The sequence below is a fragment of the Vibrio sp. 2132-1 genome, assembly GCF_033344315.1.
This window is the reverse complement of the sequence record NZ_JAWPON010000013.1, coordinates 159147-179646: the sequence shown is the minus strand read 5'-3', so window position 1 is coordinate 179646 and position 20500 is coordinate 159147. Positions and strand designations below refer to the sequence as shown.

The following is a 20500-nucleotide window of genomic DNA, read 5'->3' as shown; positions in this document are numbered from 1 at the left end:
GGACGGATTCGAACCATCGAAGGCAGTGCCGGCAGATTTACAGTCTGCTCCCTTTGGCCACTCGGGAACCCCTCCAGAGGATTTTTATACTTAGTAAGATGTTTTCCCAACTCATCTCCCAAGTGCGGAGCGAATCATAGCAAACTCGCTCAGGCTGTAAAGCGTTTTTCTTACGTTTTTACGTTGAATGCTGTCTTTTTGGGCAAAGATGGTAGAAAGTCAGCGTTTTGTTTGTCCTTTGAACAGAAGAGAAGCGCGCTTTTTACTTGAATTTACACTACTTGACGTTAAACACCGTATCTACTGATAAACTGTAAGCAGTTTAATGACATAAGTTTATTCGTTTAGAAGTCAATATCATGAGCATGAAAGCCACGTTATCGTTATCTGTTTTAACGCTTTCTATATTACTGAGTTCTCCATCGGTTTGCGCTGCGATGCGAGGAGGCTCAGCGGTTACCGTTGTGACTGAACAAGTAGAAACGCACGAGATCAATCAATCCTTAACTCTTATCGGCAAATTAAAGGCAGCGGAGTCTGTGGTTGTCGCATCGGAAGTCGCCGGCAAAGTGAATCAAATCGCTGTTAAAGCGAATCAAAATGTCCAGCAAGACCAGCTATTAATTAAGTTAGATGACGATAAGGCTCAAGCCGCTTTGATTGAGGCAAAGGCGTACCTTAAAGATGAACAGCGTAAGTTAAAAGAGTTCCAACGTTTGGTTAAGCGGAATGCGATTACTCAAACTGAAATCGATGCACAAAAAGCCAGTGTTGAAATAGCACAAGCGAGGCTTGATGCTGCTCAAGCCAATTTAGCTGACCTCCATATTACTGCCCCATTTTCTGGCACTGTTGGTTTTATCGATTTTAGCCGCGGCAAAATGGTCAGTGCGGGTACTGAACTTTTGACGTTGGATGATCTTTCCGTCATGGAACTGGATTTACAAGTACCGGAGCGCTATTTATCGATGCTTTCTATTGGTATGGAAGTCATCGCTAAAACCAGTGCATGGGGTAGCCAGACCTTTACTGGTCAAGTCACAGGTATTGATACGCGGATCAGCGCCGAAACACTGAATCTTCGCGTGCGTATTGAGTTTGATAACCCAGAAAATCAATTGAAGCCGGGCATGTTGATGAACGCTTCACTAGCATTTCCTGCTATTAAGGCGCCAATCATTCCTGTTCAAGCACTTGAATACTCCGGAACTAAACGTTTTGTATATGTAATTGATGAAAATAACAAAGCTACTCGTCAAGAAGTGTCGCTAGGTGCTCGTGTTGGTAACGAGGTGGTGATCGAATCTGGTGTTGAGATTGGTGACAAGATTGTGGTTCAAGGCATTGTTAACATGCGTGATGGTGTCGAAGTGAAAGAAATTGTCGCGCCACTAAAAGCGAACACCACGGATGTGACACGCAATGACAGTGAATCGGATGAGGAAGAAAACTAATGTTACTGTCCGACGTTTCAGTTAAACGCCCTGTCGCGGCGTTGGTTCTGAGCATGCTGTTGTGTGTGTTTGGCTTTGTGTCATTCACCAAATTAGCCGTTCGTGAAATGCCTGATATAGAAAGCCCAGTCGTTTCTATCAGTACGCGTTATGAGGGTGCATCGGCGACTATTATTGAAAGCCAAATTACCTCTGTTTTGGAAGACCAGCTTTCTGGGATCAGTGGAGTTGATGAAATTAGCTCCACTACTCGTAACAGCATGTCGCGTATCACGATCACGTTTGAGTTAGGTTACGATCTCAACACAGGTGTGAGCGACGTGCGTGATGCCGTAGCTCGTGCTCAGCGCTCGCTACCTGATGAAGCGGATGACCCTATTGTTTATAAGAACAATGGCTCGGGAGAGGCGTCGCTCTACATCAATCTCAGTTCTGCAGAGATGGACCGTACTCAATTAACCGATTATGCCGAACGTGTATTGATGGACCGCTTTAGCCTGATCTCTGGGGTTAGCTCCATTGATCTCTCCGGTGGTTTGTACAAGGTCATGTACGTGAAGCTTAAGCCAGAACTAATGGCTGGACGTTCAGTTACAGCTTCGGACATTACATCAGCTTTACGAAGTGAGAACCTAGAAAGCCCAGGTGGTGAAGTTCGCAACGACTCAACAGTAATGTCCGTGCGTACGGCTCGTACTTATAACACGCCTGAAGATTTTCAATATCTTGTCATTAAACGCGCAAGCGACAATACACCTATCTATTTAAAAGATGTAGCAGATGTCTTCATTGGTGCAGAAAACGAAAACTCAACCTTCAAAAGTGATGGTGTAGTAAACATCAGTCTTGGTGTGGTACCGCAGTCAGACGCAAACCCGTTAGAAGTAGCGAAGCTGGTTAGGTCTGAAGTCGATAACATCCAGAAGTTCTTACCAGAAGGTACACGTCTTGCGATAGATTACGACGCGACAGTGTTTATCGAGCGTTCAATCGAAGAGGTGTACAGCACGCTATTTATCACGGGCGGCTTGGTGATTTTGGTATTGTACATTTTTATCGGCCAAGCTCGTGCAACCTTAATTCCTGCGGTTACGGTACCTGTTTCTCTGATTTCTTCGTTCATTGCCGCGTACTACTTTGGGTTTTCTATCAACTTGATCACCTTGATGGCGTTGATATTATCGATTGGTTTGGTGGTGGATGACGCAATTGTGGTTGTAGAGAATATCTTCCACCATATTGAACGCGGTGAATCGCCATTACTCGCCGCATATAAAGGCACAAGAGAGGTTGGTTTTGCTGTTATAGCAACAACATTAGTGCTGGTGATGGTGTTCTTACCGATCTCTTTTATGGATGGCATGGTAGGTCTACTATTTACAGAGTTTTCTGTATTGCTGGCTATGTCGGTCATATTCTCCTCTTTGATTGCCCTGACGCTGACTCCTGTATTAGGTAGTCAGATTTTGAAAGCGAATGTAAAACCAAATCGATTCAATGAAGCGGTTGATCGCTTGTTTAGCAAGCTTGAGAGTGGCTATCGCGCATTATTGAAAGGTGCATTGAAAGTACGTTGGGCTGCTCCGCTGGTGATTCTAGCTTGTTTGGGCGGTAGCTATTTCTTGATGAATCAGGTACCGGCCCAGCTGACCCCACAAGAAGATCGCGGTGTGATATTCGCGTTTGTGCGCGGTGCAGACGCTACGTCATACAATCGTATGTCAGCCAATATGGATATTGTCGAAGACCGATTGATGCCATTACTAGGGCAAGGTTATCTGAAGTCATTCAGCATCCAAACGCCAGCGTTTGGTGGCCAGGCAGGAGACCAGACAGGCTTTGTGATCATGATTCTAGAAGATTGGAACGAACGTGATATCACGGCTCAGCAAGCCCTTAACAAAGTACGGAAAGAATTGGCAGGTATCCCAGATGTTCGAGTGTTCCCATTTATGCCAGGTTTCCAAGGTGGTTCGAGTGAGCCAGTTCAGTTCGTATTAGGCGGCTCTGATTACGATGAGCTCGTTGTTTGGGCTGAAATGCTAAAGAACAAAGCAGAAGAATCACCAATGATGGAAGGAGCAGAGATAGATTACTCGGAAAAAACGCCTGAGTTATTGGTTACAGTTGACCGACAGCGTGCCGCAGAGCTAGGAGTCAGTGTTAAAGACATTTCTGACACCCTAGAAATCATGCTCGGTGGTAAAAGCGAAACGACTTATGTTGAACGTGGCGAAGAGTACGATGTGTATCTTCGCGGTGATGAAAATAGCTTTAATAATGCTGCAGATTTAAGTCAGATTTATCTGCGCACGAATAGCGGTCAGCTAGTGACGTTAGATGCGGTCACAAAAATTGAAGAAGTGGCGGCCTCTATTCGTCTTTCTCACTACAACAAACAGAAGTCCATCACTATTACTGCCAACCTGTCGGAAGGTTATACATTAGGAGATGCGCTGAATTACCTAGACCAGGAAGCCATCGACAACTTACCGGGTGACATTTCGGTGAGTTATTCGGGGGAGTCGAAAGACTTTAAAGAGAACCAAGCGAGTGTTGCTGTTGTGTTTGCATTGGCACTACTAGTGGCGTATCTCGTGTTGGCGGCTCAGTTTGAAAGCTTCGTAAACCCGTTAGTGGTCATGTTTACGGTGCCGATGGGTGTATTTGGTGGCTTCCTTGGTTTGGTTATTATGGGCCAAGGTATGAATATTTATAGCCAGATCGGCATGATCATGTTGATTGGTATGGTGACGAAAAACGGTATTTTGATCGTAGAATTTGCCAATCAGCTACGTGATCGTGGCGTTGGGTTTGAAAAAGCGATCATTGATGCAGCTGCGCGACGTCTACGTCCAATCTTGATGACTGCGTTTACCACACTTGCTGGCGCAATTCCGTTGATAGTATCGACAGGGGCGGGTTATGAGAGCCGTATTGCCGTGGGTACGGTAATCTTTTTCGGGATGGGGTTTGCGACATTGGTGACCTTGTTTGTTATCCCGGCAATGTACCGATTGATTTCGGCGAAAACACAAGCACCAGGTCATGTAGAAGCAGAGTTAAAAAAAGCAATTAGCCATGATACGAAGGGCCGTATAGCGCACCCTTAAATCAAACGTTAAAACATAAAAGCCGAGGTAATAACCTCGGCTTCTCTTTATCGGTTTAAAGTTAGCTCGGAAGCGTTCGATTAGAAGCGTTTCCCTAGGCTGATTTGTACACCTTCGTAGCTGTCGTAAAAATCTTCAAAACCCATATCCGCGACATTATAAATGTACTCTGCGCGTAACCAGATATCTGTACTCATATCCCAATGGACACCAGCACCGATGTTGAATAGTGCGCCTGAATCATCTGTGACTTTTTGTTCGTTTGGTACGTACATTTCGGCTTGAGTGCCAAGCGCTGTTACGCGACCGAATAGTGATAGTGGCGTATCGCCTAAGTCATCACTCGTTACAACAGCAGACATACCTGCTTGGTAATAGTGAAGATCTAAGTCAGTTTTTAGAGCATCGTTCTTAAGTTCATTTTGTGAATAGCGCAGAACCCCTTCAAACGCGAGGTATTGGTTTACATGGTAACCCCAGCCAACTGTGATATGTGGTGTTGACCACTCATTGTCTCTATCCGAGCCGAAATACGGTGTATCAAAACCAACGTTACCAGTACCCAGATAAAAATAAGATTGATGAGCTTGTTCTTGAGCAGCTAAAGTTGGCACGCTAATGGTCAAGGCAGACAATAATAGAATGGCGTTTTTCATAACTAGACGATAACCTTGGTAAAAGACCGTTGTAATGATTTGTTTAAATGTTAATTTAATCAATAGGGTGGATGGTAATTATCATATCAGCTTTTATCAAAGGTAGTGATTTTAGAATGGGAATTGTTGCGCTAAAGCATACTTATTACTCATGACTACCGACTAACTAGATATGGTGACGAAAGCTAGCTAAAGAAGAGAGAAGGAAAGGAAAGTGGCTGAATTCAAATACAAAAACTTGACTCAAGAAGAACAAGATAAGTTAGACGCGGCGACATTTCGCCGTTTATTGGCGCATTTAGATGCCAACAAAGACGTACAAAACATCGACCTGATGATCCTTGCGGGCTTCTGTCGCAACTGCTTTAGCAAATGGTATAAATCTGAGGCTGAAAATCTCGGTTTGGATTTAGATATTGATGACGCTCGCGAACGTGTTTACGGCATGACTTACGATGAATGGAAACAAAATCATCAACCAGCGGCAACGCCAGAACAATTGGCTGCGTTTGAAGCGCGCCAGAAAAAGTAAAACCCAGCGATAAAAACAGCCCGCATGAAGTTGGGCTGTTTTTTTAAAGTCCAGTTTGCACGTTAAGCGTTAGTTGAGCCGCAACAAGCTGGCTCAACGCAACCTTTTGCTTGAATGACTTCGAGTTGAGCTAAGTAAGGTTGAATATCGCCGATGTTCTCTTTTACCCATGTTAAGTCATAATACGTATCTAGGTAACGCTCTCCAGAATCACATAGAAGCGTCACGATGGAACCCTTCTCACCGCGTTGTTTCATCTCACAAGCCAATTGCAGCACACCGTAAAGATTGGTGCCTGTTGATGCGCCGACTTTACGCCCAATCAGCTGAGATACCCAATGGGCGGTTGCCACACTGGCAGCGTCTGGAATTTTGCGCATCTCGTCAATAACACCTGCAATAAAGCTTGGCTCGACACGTGGTCGACCGATACCTTCAATTTTGCTGCCAGTATCACCTTTCAATGAGTGGTTTCCTGACTGGAAAGCGTCGTAAAACACTGAGTTTTCAGGGTCTACCACGCAAAGCTTGGTGTCGTATTTTTGGTAACGAATAAAACGGCCAATGGTTGCGGATGTGCCGCCTGTTCCAGGACTCATCACTACCCAGCTAGGAATCGGGTGATCTTCTAACTCCATTTGGCTAAAGATAGAGTTCGCGATGTTGTTGTTACCGCGCCAGTCAGTAGCGCGTTCAGCATAAGTAAACTGGTCCATGTAGTGACCATTTAGTTCTTGAGCCAAGCGTCGAGACTCGTCATAAATCTGATCTGATCGTTCAACAAGGTGCGCTTTACCACCGTAAAATTCAATTTGTTCGATCTTTTTACGTGCAGTGGTTTTCGGCATGACGGCAATGAACGGTAAGCCAAGTAAACGCGCAAAATACGCTTCCGAAACGGCAGTGCTGCCTGAGGACGCCTCGATTACAGTGGTTTCAGGACCAATCCATCCATTACAAATAGCGTAAAGAAATAATGAGCGCGCCAATCGATGCTTAAGAGAGCCTGTAGGGTGCGTACTCTCATCTTTTAGATAGATATCGATACCATCAAGAGAAGGTAGTTCGAGTTTAAATAAGTGAGTATCAGCAGAACGTTGGAAGTCTGCTTCAATTTTACGCACTGCATTGTTGATCCAATTGTGGTCAGTACACATGGCGTCTCTCCTTGGGAAATCGATAGATAAGTATTAGATAGGGATAATTTATCTATAATTTCCGAGAAAAACTTTGCTATTGTTACTCTTAATAAAGATATCTGTAGAAAAATTTTCTGCATTTTATGGGTTTTATAGAAATGAGTTTAGATCGAATAGATAAGCAGCTGCTTGCTTTACTACAAACCGACAGCACCTTGTCATTAAATGACGTGGCTGAGCGAGTCAATCTTACTACAACACCATGCTGGAAGCGCTTGAAAAGGTTGGAAGAAGAGGGCTACATCGAAAAACGCGTGGCGTTGTTAAGTGCAGAAAAGCTCGAGCTATCTTTCATTGCATTTGTTCAGTTAAAAACGATTGATCATTCCGAAGGTTGGTATCACCATTTTGTTACAACTGTGAGTGACTTTCCTGAGGTAATGGAGTTTTATCGTATGGCTGGCGAGTATGACTACATGATGAAAGTACTAGTCAAAGATATGAAGTGTTTTGACGAATTCTATAAGCGGTTAGTTAATAGCGTAAAAGGGCTATCTAATGTGACTTCAACATTTGCTATGGAGTCCATTAAATACACAACAGAGTTACCAATCCTAAAATAACTCGCCCTATAAGAATTCTATCTAATGTTAATTCTACCTTTTAGTATTTTAAATGTTAAAAGGTAGTTTGATTATGCTTTTAAAACTATTTCCTACCAGATTTTTATAAATATAAACGATATTTATTCTCTCTTCTATTTTTCATTAACCATTTGTTTTTACAGTCCATTAATCCTTTACATCATAATGAAAGAAAAAATAACGCAATTTTTTCTCTTTCTTTTTCATGTTTTATTTTATTGAATATTAATTTTTACTAAATTAATGGAAGAGTTTGATTTAAACGTTTGCTTTTTGTGTTTTCATGTAATTTGGTCGCTATTTTTGAGTATTTGTTTTTAGGATGAATACAGTAGCAATTACTTAAGTAATAAAGTACTCAAAAATGGGGATAGTGATTAATAAAACATCGTATTATTATCGCCCCATCTTGTATGTAACAAAGTATTACTAAAAATGAACAGAAATTACTATTTGCTTTTTCTCGCAGCTTTACTTGCTGGCTGTGGCGGTGGGGGAGACTCTAAGCCGAACAATACGAAGACACCAACTACGATAACAAAGCAGAACCGTCCGCAATTAAAAGTGGAAGACACGGTATTGAAGTTTGAAGGAGTGGGAACGGTTACTGAAGCAAAACTGAGCAATGTACATGGGTCGGTATCTTACCAAGTCATTGATTCTAATCCGCCAAATGTCGTGCAAATTAATGACTCAGGAATACTACAAATTCTGCGCCCAGGAACGGCGACTATTCTTGCTACAGATAGTAGCTCTGCTTATGAATCTTCTGAAGCAAGATTTTCTGTGACTGTAGAGCGAGGTATCAATACTGAACTTTCAGTGAGTGATCTGAATTTCAATGCGATTGAGTCAGAAGGAAAAGCGTTGATCGTCCGTGGCCAAAAAGGCGAACTGAGTTATGAGGTAGAAAGTGGTCATAACTTGATTCGTGTTGATGAGAACGGGTCGGTATATTCATTAGGTTCAGTTGGTCAGGCATCGGTGCTGATTACTGATTCAGGTAACGACTTTTACTTGCCGAAACAAGTTCGCGCTACGGTTAAACTGCATGCAGTAGCTCCGGGGCAATTACAGTTCGCTTTGCTTGAAGACGAGTATCGAGAAGGGTTGACGTTAGAACCAGTGCGTCTAGATAAAGCTCAAACGCAACGTATTTCTTACAAAATCATAAATAGCGTACCAGACAGCAAGGTGGCCGAGTTGCTAGACCCTGAAACGGGTTTGCTTCTTGTTCATAATGTTGGGCGATTAACGGTTGAAGCGACTGCAACTTACAGCGACGCGTTTCTAGATAAACAGCAAACAGCGCAATTTTTTGTGGATGTAAAACAAGGCAAGCGTCAAGAAATCAGCGCAGCGGATATTGTCACAACTTATGAGGAAGGTGGACGAATTTTCCCTAAGGTGACGAACGCCTACGGTGACTATGAGCTGAGAATCATTCGTGGTGAAGACGTTGTTGCTAAAACAGAAAATGGTGAAGCATTACTGATCAAAGGTGTTGGTGCTGCTGAAGTGGAAATTTACGAGCATGACATGCGTAATTATCCTGCAAGCAAAACTCGTTTTGATCTTGAAGTTAATCGCGCGCCTCATCCAGTTATAAAAGACATTGAAATGCCGCTTACTTATCAACCAAATCTTTCAATCCCTCTGGCGTTTAAAGGGCAAAAAGGTAACGTAAATCTAGTTAGCAGCTTACCTAATGGCTTACGAATGACTGACGGCAAGTTGGAGGTAGTGACTGCGGGTGAGTACGACCTTAAGTTTGAAGACGATGGTGGGGAGTTCTACCAACCTATTCAATTTAATGTCGTCATCAAAGTTGCAAAGGCTGAAGGCCAACCGATGGCAACGCACGATTATGACGTTGTATACAGCAACAAATACAGTTTTGATCTTCACCGTGATTTTGGTTTGAGTGCTGACGAGCAAATTGAGATTGTAGATAACACCGCACCAGATGTTGTCGGTGGTTTTAGTGAAGGACGTCTCCATGTGTATAAAGCGGGTAAAGCGACGCTAACTGTGCGCAGAAAAGAGAGCGCGAATTATACCGTTGGTCCTGATCAAAAAGTCTACGTGACAATTTTGAGCGCGCCGAGCCGAATTGAAGTTCAATCCGATGTGGAAGAGATTTGGAAGGTTGGCCAAACATTTGTTGCGCCGAAAATCTCTGGTACGGTTGGGGAAGTTACGTACCGATTTGCAGACAACGCAGCAATAGATGTGGTTTCCTTAAACAGCCAAACGGGTGCCATGCAAATTCTTAACGCGGGTAGCACAAAAATTATTGTTTCGGATGCGGGGGACGACAAAGTGGATCCGGGTGAAAGTAGTTTCTCGGTCACGATTAAACAAGGCACAAACCCGGTATCGGTTACTTACCCAACGGTAGAATTCTCCGCTGGTAGTGTTATCTCACCAGTGATGAGTGGTGGGATTGCGAAGGCAAGTTACCGTCTTATTAACCAAAAAGACCCTGTGGTCGAGCTAGTTTCTCCTGATACAGGGCGTTTGAAAATCCTGCATGCAGGCACGTACCAATTAGAGGTTACCCTTACTGGGCGCAACTACAAAGCTAAAACAATCGTCGTAAATGGCACTATTAACAAAGCGAATCACCCTGGTTTAAGTGCTTCTACAATGAAGGTGGAATTTGAACCATTTAAAAAGGTTAAGCTAGACTTTGGTACACCAATAGGAAACCGCAGCTATCAAATATCCAGCTCAACAATTAAAGGAGTCGCTTCATTAGATGTTGATAAGGAAGAGCTGACGTTACTTGATCTCCCGCCAGTAAAAAGACGTTGGATTTCTCTCGACATTTCGGAAGGAGAATCTCGAGATTACAAAGCGTTGGAAAGTAAGAAAGTCCAGCTGTATCTAAGCTTTGCAGATGAAGGTGTTGCGGATCAATATACATTGCTTGAAACTGAACAAACAGTATTGTTTAGCACGCTAAATGCACGTGAGTTTTCTAACTTAGAAGAAAGTGAGTTTGGTTTGATGAACGTTCGTTCAGTGCGTGAGCCAACGGACGAAGAATTGAAATTATACGGCAAAGGTAAGATTGCACTACTTGCATTCAAGCCGGTGGGTAACGATGACCAAACTCTAATAAAAGGAGCGTGGGTACACTTAGCTCGATTTGATGGATGTACATCAGAGCTGTTCGAAGATGATCTCAAGCCTTTTGAAGCAATTGACTATGATGACCCAGGGTACTGCACCAGCGGCAGCACGATTCGTATGACTCGGTTCTTAATAATTGATGACTCGAAGATGGAAAAGGTAGAGTATGAGTTAGTAGCACCTGTGATTACTTATCGTCGTGGGGTTCGTGAATTTTTAGCAACGAATAAAGGTGGATTCTATGCCGACCCAAATGTCATTTACGGGAAAGGCGAATATGGTTACCCGAAATCACTTTACGAATGGTCGGTTGTTAACATGAAGTATCAACCAAATTAATCATCGTTTGATACCCATTAAAAAAGGAGTGCGGAACAGCACTCCTTTTTTCGTCTAGCGAACACGAGCTATTTCGTGTAGCGCATCACCCCTTCTTGCACGGCGGTCGCCACTAAGTGACCTTGCTGGTTGTATATTTCGCCACGGACCAACCCACGAGTATTGCTCGCCGTTGGGCTCTCTATCGCATATAGAAGCCATTCATCCATCTTAAACGGGCGATGGAACCAGATAGAGTGGTCAATGGTGGCCACTTGAAAGTTAGGCGTCATTAATGAGACTTCATGTGGATGCATTGCTGTTACAAGGAATCCCCAATCGGATGCGTAGGCCAGAAGGTACTGGTGAATTAGCTGATTCTCTGGCATTTCACCATTAGCACGAATCCAAAGGTACTGTTTGGGTTCTGCTTTTTTGGGCTTCAAAGGGTTGATAACCGTAACGGGGCGAGTTTCGATTGGCTTTTCCCCGCAAAATGTTTTGCGTAAGCGTTTGGGTAGAAATTCTGCAATATGGCTTGCGAGCTCACTCTCTGAGGCAAAGTTTTCTGGACCAGGGATATCTGGCATTTCTTTTTGATGATCAAACCCAGGTTGATCGCCATGGTAGGATGCGGTTAGGTAAAAAATAGGGCGTCCATTTTGAATTGCCTTTACGCGTCTAGTGCTAAAGCTACGGCCATCTCTCAGATTTTCTACGTCATAAATAATAGGTTTTTCTGGATCGCCAGGGTACAAAAAATAGCTATGGAAGGAGTGTACCGTGCGTGTTTCTTCAACGGTGTAGCGCGCAGCAGAAAGTGCTTGCCCAATTACTTGACCGCCATAAACTTGAGGCAAACCTAGGTTTTCACTTTGGCCACGAAACAAGCCTTCTTCTAATTTTTCGAGTTGTAGTAGGCTGAGCAATTCTCGTAGTGGTTTACTCATTGTGTCTCCTCACCGTTGTCTTTCATTCCAAGTTACCTCAACAGCCTCACTCTTGTGAAGTGGCATAGTTAAGAACTATTGAGTAACTTAGAAATAGTATTGTTCCAATTATGAAACAAAATCAATTGTTTGATAAATTCTAACTCAGTCAAACTATTGTCAAATAAAGTGACAGGAAGCAGACAGTTTTATATTCCACACCTATAATTGCTTCGGTTTAATGCTCTTTTCGAGGAATATATGAAAAAAACACTACTACTTGTTACTTCTCTACTCTTTGGGGCTGCGTTAGTGGGTTGCCAAACTTCTCAAAATACAGAAATGGAATCTACAGAAGCGTCAATGAAGACGATTACAGGTACAGTGGCTTATCGCGAGCGGATTGCCTTGCCACCAAACGCAGTGGTTACTATTGCGTTAGAAGATGTGTCCTTGGCGGATGCGCCAGCAAAAGTGTTGGCGAAACAGACATTCGAAACAGAAGGTAAGCAAGTTCCTCTTTCTTTTGAGTTGAGTTACGACAGCAATGAAATCAAACCAAACCATCGTTACAGCGTTCGTGCTCGCATTGAGGTAGATGGAAAGCTGCGTTTTATCAGCGACACACATAACGGTGTTATTACAGATGAAGCACAAACTCACCAATTAGATATTCGTCTAGTTGGAACACGTTAATACGACGTACTGAGAACAAAAAATGGCAGCTTAAGGCTGCCATTTGTATTTTTTAAGTGAAGTTTTGCCAACTTCCGATACTTCAATCCCTTCTGCTTCTAATTTCTTTTTTTGTCGCTCTAAGTCTCTGCCTTTTAAAGATATTTTTCCTTGGCTATTTACCACTCTAAACCAGGGGAGTTTACTGCCTTCTGGTAAATTGCCCAGTGCTTTACCAACATGTCTCGCATAGCCCGGATAACCGGCCATTTTGGCAATTTCCCCATAGGTGGAGACTTTTCCTTTTGGAATTTGGTGAATTACAGCAAAGATTTGCGCTAAAAATTGGTCCATACTCAAAAGTGTCTATTTTGGGTTACTAAGGAATGGTAAACCATTGGACTTGTATATTGCTAACGGTTCTTAACCCTTGTGTTGCCAGCGACTCACTTTGAAGAATTACATTTTCTGTTCTTTAGTGTCGTTGGTTGATGAGCCTTAAACAGCATGAAGCAAACGCAAGCTAAGCTTGAATCTAGACCCTCTCAACGACTTTCAATCCCAGTTTTTGCCGTTGAGTTACCAAGTAGGTGGGGAAGCCAGGAGGCGCTATGATTTTATCGACACTTCAATTTTTCGTTACGACCTTACTCGCTGTTGTCTGTGTTCGGGCGATGAGTTTGAGCGAGGGTGACATTCCCGTTCTTGCACTTATGATCCCCGCGCTGTGGGTTCTGCCACAAGGTGGGTTCGCTGGCTTAGTATTGCTGGGCGCGATGATGGCTTTTGGTGCGACACTCTCAATGCAGCCAATTGCTTTGTCGGTTGGTGTTTTGATCCTTTTCCCACTTTTAATGGTGGTATTTTCTCGTAGAAGCTCTTTAGGTGTGTTGCTCACCGCTGGTCTTATTGTACTTACACTGCAAGTTGGTCTTATGGTCACACAGCAAGGCGGTAAGCTGGATGGTTCTGCTTGGGTTACAGTGGTTCAAACCATTGCGGTTATGGCGATGTGGTGGTCGGCTGCGCATTGGACGCCATCCAATAAACACAGCTGGTGGCCGTTGTTTTTGTTGCTCCCATTGTGGATTGCAGGCCTACCGTACGCCGTTCTTATGGCGTTAAGTTTGACGGGAATGTTAGCGTCAATGGAAGCACTTGCGAAGCTTCAACATACCATTCGTTGGAGCAAATTATTATGTTGGACATTGCCGACTGTGGGTTTTGCCGCTTTAGTCGTCAGCCCGACCACGGATGTGCCAAACCCTGTTTTCGTGGTTTGGATCTGTTTGTTAGGGACGGCTTGGATGACTGACTATATTTTACGTAGTAGCGATGAACAGGCTGAATTATGAGTTTTTAGTCAGGTAAAAAGTGACATGTGCGGCAGAGTATCGAATTGGTTGTGGAACAAAATGGAGATTAGTATATGTTCTTCATTTCATATTTACTACACTTCCAATAATAATAACCACAATATAAGTGGTTGATTTAAGATAAGTTTGTCATGACAACTTTTGCTCGAACACTGTTGCTTTTTGCATGTTGCCTCTTGAGTTTGAATGTAAAAGCCGAAGCCCCTTTAATTGCTCATTATAAAGTCGCGACTGAAGCGGATGATGTCGTCACTCGTGTTCTTTTCAATGCTGCTTCAAAGGAGTTTGGCTTTACCGTTCAATACGTGAACTACTCCAGCTTTGATGCCATTCTAAATTCAGTAGCGAATGGGGAAGCGGACTTTGCTGCGAATATCACTTACACACAAGAACGTGCTCAACGTTTTAGTTATTCCCGCCCAACAAATATCGAATATACCTACCTCTTTGGTTTAAAAGATTCGACGTTGAGTGACATTTCGCGTGTTGGCGTCCCCAAAGATACAGTTTATGCCCAATTACTTAAACAACACTACCCTGAGCTAGAACAGATCTCTTATCAAGGTCACGAACAAGCAGTAACACTGCTACGTTCAGGTGCTGTGGATGGCGTTGTCGATGCCATTAACCAGCTCAAGCCGATGCTGATGGAGGGGTTTGACGCCAAGATGCTCAATGATCAGATTTCGATAAAGCCCGTATCCATCATCAGTAAAAAAGATCATCATCTTGAAGAGTTGGACACGTTCGCTACGTTTATTCACGGGGAAGCGGTGCAAAAGCAGCTTCGCGAAGAAATTTCCCAGTATCAATTTGAATTAAGGCGAGCAGCGTTGCGTGATTCTATTCGTTTATTACCCCTTGATTTTAATGAACCAATACGGATTAAGCTCGAATCTATCTTTCCATATGTTGTATACAACGCAGATGGTAGTGTCGAAGGGATGACGGCTGATGTAGTCCTGAGAAGCTGTGAGATCTTGGCTTTAAACTGCTTGATCATTAGTGAGCCTGGTGAAAGCTGGGGTTCTATGTACCATGAGTTTATCCAAGGTAATTTCGAAATTTTGGCGCCGTTAACGGTCAGCCGTGAGCGGCGCGCATTTAGCTACTTTCCAAAGCCCCATTACGCGCCAGCATCGGTGATGGTCAAGCGTTTAGGTTACAAACCGAGCACATACTCTCATGTTTCACAGTTGATATCTGAGCGGATTGGCGTAGTTAAGGATGACTTTTTCGATCAAATGATGACGCAACTGTTACCGCTAAAAGAACTCAAACGTTATCGTACCCAACAAGAGCTCATTCAGGGGCTACTAAATGAAGAAGTCGATTACATTCCGATGGATACGGCGATGCTCAATCATTTTTTACGTCTCAGTGAATTGGTTCCGATAGAGCAGGATACCGCTATTGGCGAGTTTTATGAGTCACAACTCTCTGTTGGATTGGTCGCGAATGAAAAAGGAGCCATGCTTGCGCCTTTCTTCAGTCGAGCGATAGCGATGTTAGAAGTTGATAAGATCATTGCTCAGTACGATGTACGCCCAGATTGGCGTACCGCACTTGAATATGAGATTCGATTAGCGACGCAAACACAAGCTGTGTTTATCTTTGTATTATTGTTTGCTATTTGTGTTTCGCTTTATCTTTACCGTCAATCGAACACTGACAACTTAACAGGGTTAAGGAATCGTCGTGCGTTGCAAGTAAAGTATCGAAAAGGAGTAAACAAAGATCTATCCATACTTTACTTAGACATTAATCATTTCAAACGAATCAATGACACTTATGGTCATCGCGCTGGGGACGAAGTTTTACAACTACTGGCGCTAAAAATTCATTATGTCTGGTCGGGAAGATGTTATCGAATTGGAGGGGATGAGTTCATATTACTGGGTTATCCTACGCAAGCCGAGTTAACTAGAGCAATGAGAGAGCTCAGTAGAATCGATGTGAAAGGCAAATTATGTAGTGATTTGGAGTCTATAAGTATCTCTATTGGTTTCTCTGCAAAAAGGGAACGGCACATGAGCTTAGAGCAAGCGATGCATTTGGCTGATGAAGACATGTACATGAGTAAGCAGTCCTCACGGCACGACTCCTCTTATCGTGACTGCACGGTTTCATCATAAAGGAATGAATTGATCGAGTTTTGTTCAAACGGTAATGAAATGATGAAATTCAAGGTTTTTGCTCTTGCATTATGAGAGCTGATACTGAATAATCGCCCCATCGATTGAGGCAAGACCTCTCGAAAAGAATTATGGGGCTCTGGTCCTCTCGCAACAATAGCTCGTGAACTCGGTCAGGTCCGGAAGGAAGCAGCCGCAGCGTGTGACTTGTGTGCCGGGATGTGGCTGGGGTCCCACCCTTTGAAAGCCCTGCGTTATCGCAGGGCTTTTTTCGTTTTTGAGCCTTCTTTTATTTTGGCTACGCTTGGTGTTCAACGTCTTCTGATGATCAAGCTTCTTGAGGTTATTTAGGTATAATTTATAATCTCATCCGCTTGATACCGAACTGTCGTGAAGATTGTTTAGGGTACGCTCGCCGAATAACCATTTTCACCTGGGATACTTTAATGATTTCAAAAAACCAATTAAAACTGCTTCGTGCTTTAGGTCAAAAGAAACAGCGTAAAGCGCATGGCTTATTCCTAGTTCAGGGTGAAAAGAACGTACTAGAGCTAGCAAGTAGTTCATTGAAGGTGAAGCAGGTTTTTGCAACAGCGGCATTTCTCGAACAAAATGCTAGTACGCTAAATCGTTTTGATTGTGTTGAAGCATCGCTTGATGAATTGACCAAAGCGAGCACGCTTGTGAGCAATAATGCGGCCATTGCTGTGGTTGAAATTCCGAGTGTAAAAGAGCCTCAAGCGAAAGGCTTGATGATTGCGCTAGATGGTGTATCCGACCCTGGTAATCTAGGTACGATTATTCGTGTTGCAGACTGGTATGGCATCAAGCACATTATTGCGAGTACAGATTGTGCTGATCCTTATAATCCTAAAACGATCAGTGCGACCATGGGCAGCTTTGGCCGCGTACAAGTGAGTTTGGTGGATTTGCCAAGTTACTTGGAACACGCCAAATTGCCAGTATATGGCGCGTTTTTGGAAGGAGAGAGCGTTCATAAAACGGATTTCGCTGCTGAAGGTATTTTGTTGATGGGCAGCGAATCTCATGGTGTGCGCGAAGCCGCAGCAAAATTCGTGACAGATAAAATCACGATTCCGGCGTTTGGCGGTGCCGAATCACTGAATGTCGCGATGGCGACTGGCATTATTTTAGACAACATGCGCCGCCAACATAGCTAACGCAACAATTACTTAATAACAAAGCCAGTCAATTTGACTGGCTTTGTTGTATTTATTGCCTAGAAAAATCAGCCTGGCTGAATCTTGCGTTTAACGAAATACAGTGAATGTTGTTCGGTGAGTTAATTTTGTTTTAGTTCAATAGGCTGTGCCTATAAATAAAATTACTCCTTTCCATTTAGTAAAATCAGGAAATTAGGCGACACTTATCTAAAGGCCGCAATAAAATGCCCTTAAGGAGATAAGAATGCACTCATTAAAAGTAAAAGATTACATGACGTTGCAAGCGGTGACTTTCACGAAAGATATGTCACTTTCGGCAGCTTTAAACAAAGTAATGCAAAGTGTCACACTAGGTGGCCCTGTCATTGATGAAAATGAAAAAGTGGTTGGGTTTTTATCGGAGCAAGACTTATTAGATAAGTTGGTGAAAGCAAGTTATCACTGCCAAGATACACATACGGTACAAGAGTGTATGCATGATGATGTCTTATCTGTTTCTCCAGAAATGTCAGTAATTGAACTGGCTGACATGATGAAAGTTGGAAAGCCGAAAATGTATCCAGTGGTGGATGGCAAAGGTAAGTTGGTTGGTGTTATCACAAGAAGAGACGTGCTGCGTGCCATAGGAATGACATTAAATGAGTGCTTTAAGCATCCCGTTTAACCTCTCTGTTTAAACTTTACGGAATATTGCTTTTAAACTGGTTTGGAAAGACGCTTCGGCGTCTTTTTTATTTTCTATCGCCGAACTGTACAAATTTATCTTGACCTTGGAGCTTACTCTAAGGTTTATCCTTAGCAATAGGTAAATCACCGATACCAATAAGGAAAAAATTATGTGTACAAAACATCAAGGTTGCCAATCTAGCAAAATCAAAACTGCGGTGCCGCTTGGTGCAAGCGAGTCATGCTGTGCGCCAGTAAAATCTTCGCTCAATATCTCTCAGGCCAGTGTTGATGTTTCTGAAAGCTCTTGCTGTAGTGGAGGAGGCTGCAGCGTTGACACAGGCGAGGAAGACGATCCCACAAGGGAGAGTAATTCCTCCGTTCGGAACGCTTGGCTTGTGTCAGGTATGGATTGCCCATCTTGTGCGCAAAAGCTTGAGAAAGCCATTACGTCTTTACAAGGCGTCAGCCAAGCCAAGGTTTTGTTTGCAACAGAAAAACTGGTCGTCGATTTTGATGGTCTAGAGCTGATAGCTACGATAGAGCAGACAGCCCAAAAAACGGGTTTCCCGCTCTCTTCACTTGATGCTCCAAAACCAAGCACTACAAAGAAAGGCTGGCTTGGCGTCATAAGAGACAACATCCAAATTCTCTCGATTGCTGGTGCAATGGCTACTGCGGCAGTAATTTCTAAGATCGACCCTCAAATAAGCGCTTGGTTATTCACTTTGACGTGTTTACTTGGTTTATACCCAATCGCGCTCAAAGCATTTAAGTTGGCGCGTAGCGGTACGCCTTTTGCGATTGAAACGTTAATGAGTGTAGCGGCGCTCGGCGCTTTATATTTAGGTGAAACCGCCGAAGCCGCAATGGTGTTATTGCTTTTCCTTATTGGTGAAAAGTTAGAAGCATATGCATCATCTCGCGCGCGAAGCGGTGTCCAGGCGTTAATGGACTTAGTCCCAGAAAATTCAATTTTAATTATTGATGGAGAGCGTAAAGAAGTACCAGCTGCTCAGCTTAAACCAGGGGATATCATAGAAGTCGCACCTGGAGGTCGTTTGCCTGCCGACGGTGTTTTGCAAGATGCGCTTGCGAGTTTTGACGAAAGTGCGTTAACGGGAGAATCTGTTCCCGTTGAACATCAAACCGGTGGCAAAGTGATGGCCGGGGCTGTGGTTGTCGATAAAGTGGTTCGCTTACAGGTGACTTCCCGTCAGGGCGAGAATGCGATAGACCGAATTCTTCATTTGATTGAAGAAGCCGAATCTCGTAAGGCACCATTAGAACGCTTTCTTGATAAATTTAGCCGTTGGTATACGCCGCTAATGATGCTGGTGTCTCTGATGGTTATCGTTACGCCGCCATTACTATTTGCCCAACCGTGGGAAACGTGGATCTATCGAGGACTCGCCCTTCTGTTGATTGCTTGTCCATGTGCATTAGTAATTTCAACGCCTGCGGCGATCACTTCTGGCTTGGCGGCAGCGGCTAAGCGGGGCGCATTGATCAAAGGTGGTGCGGCGCTTGAGTTGCTTGGCAAGGTTGAGTCTGTCGCATTTGATAAAACTGGGACACTGACGCAAGGTAAACCAGAAGTGACCGACGTCTTTGCTTTTGATATGGATGAAGACAAGTTACTTAGCCTAACTGCGTCAATCGAGATTGGTTCAAGTCATCCTCTAGCGGTTTCTTTAGTTACCAAAGTGCAAGAGCAGGGGCTTACTATTCCTGAAGCGTTGGATAAAACCGCGCAAGTAGGCTCTGGTGTCACAGGTTACGTCGATGGAAAAATGGTCCAAGTGGTCACGCCTTCAAAGGCAGACTTTCCACTTTCTCAACAAGCCAAAGAGCAAGTGGTTACGTTGGAACAACAAGGTAAAACGGTTGTCATTGTGCGTTTCGATGACGAGGTCATTGGCGTGATCGCATGGCAAGATACATTGCGCTCAGATGCCCAGCAAGCCATCGCAATGTTGAAGGAACTTGGGGTCACGTCGGTGATGCTAACGGGTGACAACCCGAGAAGTGCAGAAGCAATGGCAAATAGAATAGGCTTGGATTATAAAGCGAGTTTGTTACCTGCAGACAAGGTGCATTACGTCGAGAAGCTATCACAACAACATACCGTTGCGATGGTGGGAGACGGTATCAATGATGCTCCAGCCATGAAAGCTTCGAGTATCGGCATTGCGATGGGAGGCGGTACGGATGTTGCACTCGAGACTGCTGATGCGGCGTTAACACACAACCGTTTGATTGAGCTACCTGCCATGATAGAACTGTCGCGTGCGACGCTAAGTAACATTCGTCAGAATGTCGCGTTAGCGCTAGGTTTGAAAGGTGTATTCTTAGTGACAAGTTTACTTGGTGTAACTGGGTTGTGGGTTGCTGTATTAGCCGACAGTGGTGCAACAGCACTGGTGACATTGAATGCGTTGAGATTACTTCGTTTTGAGTCCAAGCAGATCAAATAACTGACCTAACCATTGATCCCACTCATTAATAGCCCGAGGCATTCGTGTATCGGGCTTTTTTTAA

General features: G+C 43.7%; 15 protein-coding genes, 1 tRNA gene and 1 other RNA gene. 12 read left to right on the top strand and 5 right to left on the bottom strand.

What is annotated here, in order from left to right; genetic code table 11:
* Positions 1-67 (bottom strand) — tRNA-Tyr (locus R8N47_RS16130).
* Positions 68-359: 292 nt separating this feature from the next.
* On the opposite strand from R8N47_RS16130, the gene R8N47_RS16125 reads away from it, so the two are divergent.
* Positions 360-1454 carry an efflux RND transporter periplasmic adaptor subunit gene (locus R8N47_RS16125; protein ID WP_005378593.1) on the top strand — a complete coding sequence of 365 codons (1095 nt, stop codon included), beginning with the start codon at positions 360-362 and terminating at the stop codon, positions 1452-1454.
* Positions 1454-4567: a multidrug efflux RND transporter permease subunit VmeF gene (gene vmeF, locus R8N47_RS16120; protein WP_064353731.1), complete on the top strand. Its 3114-nt coding sequence runs from the start codon at positions 1454-1456 to the stop codon at positions 4565-4567. The genes R8N47_RS16125 and vmeF overlap by 1 nt, the downstream gene beginning before the upstream one ends.
* A gap of 80 nt (positions 4568-4647) precedes the next feature.
* On the opposite strand, the gene R8N47_RS16115 is transcribed toward vmeF, so the two are convergent.
* Positions 4648-5223: a porin family protein gene (locus R8N47_RS16115; RefSeq protein WP_033905033.1), complete on the bottom strand. Its 576-nt coding sequence runs from the start codon at positions 5221-5223 to the stop codon at positions 4648-4650.
* Positions 5224-5437: 214 nt separating this feature from the next.
* Here R8N47_RS16115 and R8N47_RS16110 point away from each other — a divergent pair, with 214 nt between their 5' ends.
* Positions 5438-5755, top strand: coding sequence for a DUF1244 domain-containing protein (locus R8N47_RS16110; protein ID WP_005378586.1), 318 nt, complete (start codon positions 5438-5440; stop codon positions 5753-5755).
* A 62-nt stretch (positions 5756-5817) separates the two neighbouring features.
* Here R8N47_RS16110 and R8N47_RS16105 read toward each other — a convergent pair whose 3' ends face one another.
* Positions 5818-6912, bottom strand: a complete 1095-nt coding sequence (locus R8N47_RS16105; RefSeq protein WP_005389952.1) for a PLP-dependent cysteine synthase family protein — start codon at positions 6910-6912, stop codon at positions 5818-5820.
* Between the two features lie 140 nt (positions 6913-7052).
* On the opposite strand from R8N47_RS16105, the gene R8N47_RS16100 reads away from it, so the two are divergent.
* On the top strand, positions 7053-7517 hold the full coding sequence (locus R8N47_RS16100; RefSeq protein WP_025998626.1) for an Lrp/AsnC family transcriptional regulator: 465 nt from the start codon (positions 7053-7055) through the stop codon (positions 7515-7517).
* Positions 7518-7973: 456 nt separating this feature from the next.
* Positions 7974-11015 carry a cadherin repeat domain-containing protein gene (locus R8N47_RS16095; RefSeq protein WP_213913864.1) on the top strand — a complete coding sequence of 1014 codons (3042 nt, stop codon included), beginning with the start codon at positions 7974-7976 and terminating at the stop codon, positions 11013-11015.
* Positions 11016-11083: 68 nt separating this feature from the next.
* Here the strand turns inward: R8N47_RS16095 and tesB are convergent, their stop codons facing one another.
* Complete coding sequence (tesB, locus tag R8N47_RS16090) at positions 11084-11944, bottom strand: acyl-CoA thioesterase II (RefSeq protein ID WP_005378575.1); 861 nt, start codon at positions 11942-11944, stop codon at positions 11084-11086.
* Positions 11945-12184: 240 nt separating this feature from the next.
* On the opposite strand from tesB, the gene R8N47_RS16085 reads away from it, so the two are divergent.
* On the top strand, positions 12185-12619 hold the full coding sequence (locus R8N47_RS16085; RefSeq protein WP_005378572.1) for a YbaY family lipoprotein: 435 nt from the start codon (positions 12185-12187) through the stop codon (positions 12617-12619).
* A 30-nt stretch (positions 12620-12649) separates the two neighbouring features.
* On the opposite strand, the gene R8N47_RS16080 is transcribed toward R8N47_RS16085, so the two are convergent.
* Positions 12650-12952 carry a DNA base-flipping protein gene (locus R8N47_RS16080; RefSeq protein WP_005378570.1) on the bottom strand — a complete coding sequence of 101 codons (303 nt, stop codon included), beginning with the start codon at positions 12950-12952 and terminating at the stop codon, positions 12650-12652.
* Positions 12953-13209: 257 nt separating this feature from the next.
* On the opposite strand from R8N47_RS16080, the gene R8N47_RS16075 reads away from it, so the two are divergent.
* The 6 genes from R8N47_RS16075 to R8N47_RS16050 all read left to right on the top strand — a co-directional run bounded on the left by R8N47_RS16075 (position 13210) and on the right by R8N47_RS16050 (position 20436).
* Entirely contained in the window at positions 13210-13953 is a 744-nt protein-coding gene (locus R8N47_RS16075) for a hypothetical protein (RefSeq protein ID WP_005389942.1), read from the top strand.
* Between the two features lie 152 nt (positions 13954-14105).
* Positions 14106-16109 carry a GGDEF domain-containing protein gene (locus R8N47_RS16070; protein ID WP_017634751.1) on the top strand — a complete coding sequence of 668 codons (2004 nt, stop codon included), beginning with the start codon at positions 14106-14108 and terminating at the stop codon, positions 16107-16109.
* Between the two features lie 137 nt (positions 16110-16246).
* An RNA gene (gene ffs / locus R8N47_RS16065) (signal recognition particle sRNA small type) lies at positions 16247-16343 on the top strand.
* 212 nt (positions 16344-16555) lie between these two features.
* On the top strand, positions 16556-17290 hold the full coding sequence (locus R8N47_RS16060) for an RNA methyltransferase (RefSeq protein WP_064353734.1): 735 nt from the start codon (positions 16556-16558) through the stop codon (positions 17288-17290).
* A gap of 247 nt (positions 17291-17537) precedes the next feature.
* On the top strand, positions 17538-17957 hold the full coding sequence (locus R8N47_RS16055) for a CBS domain-containing protein (RefSeq protein ID WP_005378483.1): 420 nt from the start codon (positions 17538-17540) through the stop codon (positions 17955-17957).
* Between the two features lie 172 nt (positions 17958-18129).
* Positions 18130-20436, top strand: coding sequence for a zinc/cadmium/mercury/lead-transporting ATPase (locus R8N47_RS16050; protein WP_017634749.1), 2307 nt, complete (start codon positions 18130-18132; stop codon positions 20434-20436).
* Positions 20437-20500 lie beyond the last annotated feature (64 nt).

Coding starts and splice junctions, on each gene's coding strand:
- R8N47_RS16085 (WP_005378572.1), top strand. CDS start 12,185: ATGAAAAAAACACTACTACTTGTTACTTCTCTACTCTTTGGGGCTGCG.
- R8N47_RS16125 (WP_005378593.1), top strand. CDS start 360: ATGAGCATGAAAGCCACGTTATCGTTATCTGTTTTAACGCTTTCTATA.
- R8N47_RS16095 (WP_213913864.1), top strand. CDS start 7,974: ATGAACAGAAATTACTATTTGCTTTTTCTCGCAGCTTTACTTGCTGGC.
- R8N47_RS16105 (WP_005389952.1), bottom strand. CDS start 6,912: ATGTGTACTGACCACAATTGGATCAACAATGCAGTGCGTAAAATTGAA.
- R8N47_RS16050 (WP_017634749.1), top strand. CDS start 18,130: ATGTGTACAAAACATCAAGGTTGCCAATCTAGCAAAATCAAAACTGCG.
- tesB (WP_005378575.1), bottom strand. CDS start 11,944: ATGAGTAAACCACTACGAGAATTGCTCAGCCTACTACAACTCGAAAAA.
- R8N47_RS16100 (WP_025998626.1), top strand. CDS start 7,053: ATGAGTTTAGATCGAATAGATAAGCAGCTGCTTGCTTTACTACAAACC.
- R8N47_RS16070 (WP_017634751.1), top strand. CDS start 14,106: ATGACAACTTTTGCTCGAACACTGTTGCTTTTTGCATGTTGCCTCTTG.
- vmeF (WP_064353731.1), top strand. CDS start 1,454: ATGTTACTGTCCGACGTTTCAGTTAAACGCCCTGTCGCGGCGTTGGTT.
- R8N47_RS16115 (WP_033905033.1), bottom strand. CDS start 5,223: ATGAAAAACGCCATTCTATTATTGTCTGCCTTGACCATTAGCGTGCCA.
- R8N47_RS16075 (WP_005389942.1), top strand. CDS start 13,210: ATGATTTTATCGACACTTCAATTTTTCGTTACGACCTTACTCGCTGTT.
- R8N47_RS16060 (WP_064353734.1), top strand. CDS start 16,556: ATGATTTCAAAAAACCAATTAAAACTGCTTCGTGCTTTAGGTCAAAAG.
- R8N47_RS16080 (WP_005378570.1), bottom strand. CDS start 12,952: ATGGACCAATTTTTAGCGCAAATCTTTGCTGTAATTCACCAAATTCCA.
- R8N47_RS16055 (WP_005378483.1), top strand. CDS start 17,538: ATGCACTCATTAAAAGTAAAAGATTACATGACGTTGCAAGCGGTGACT.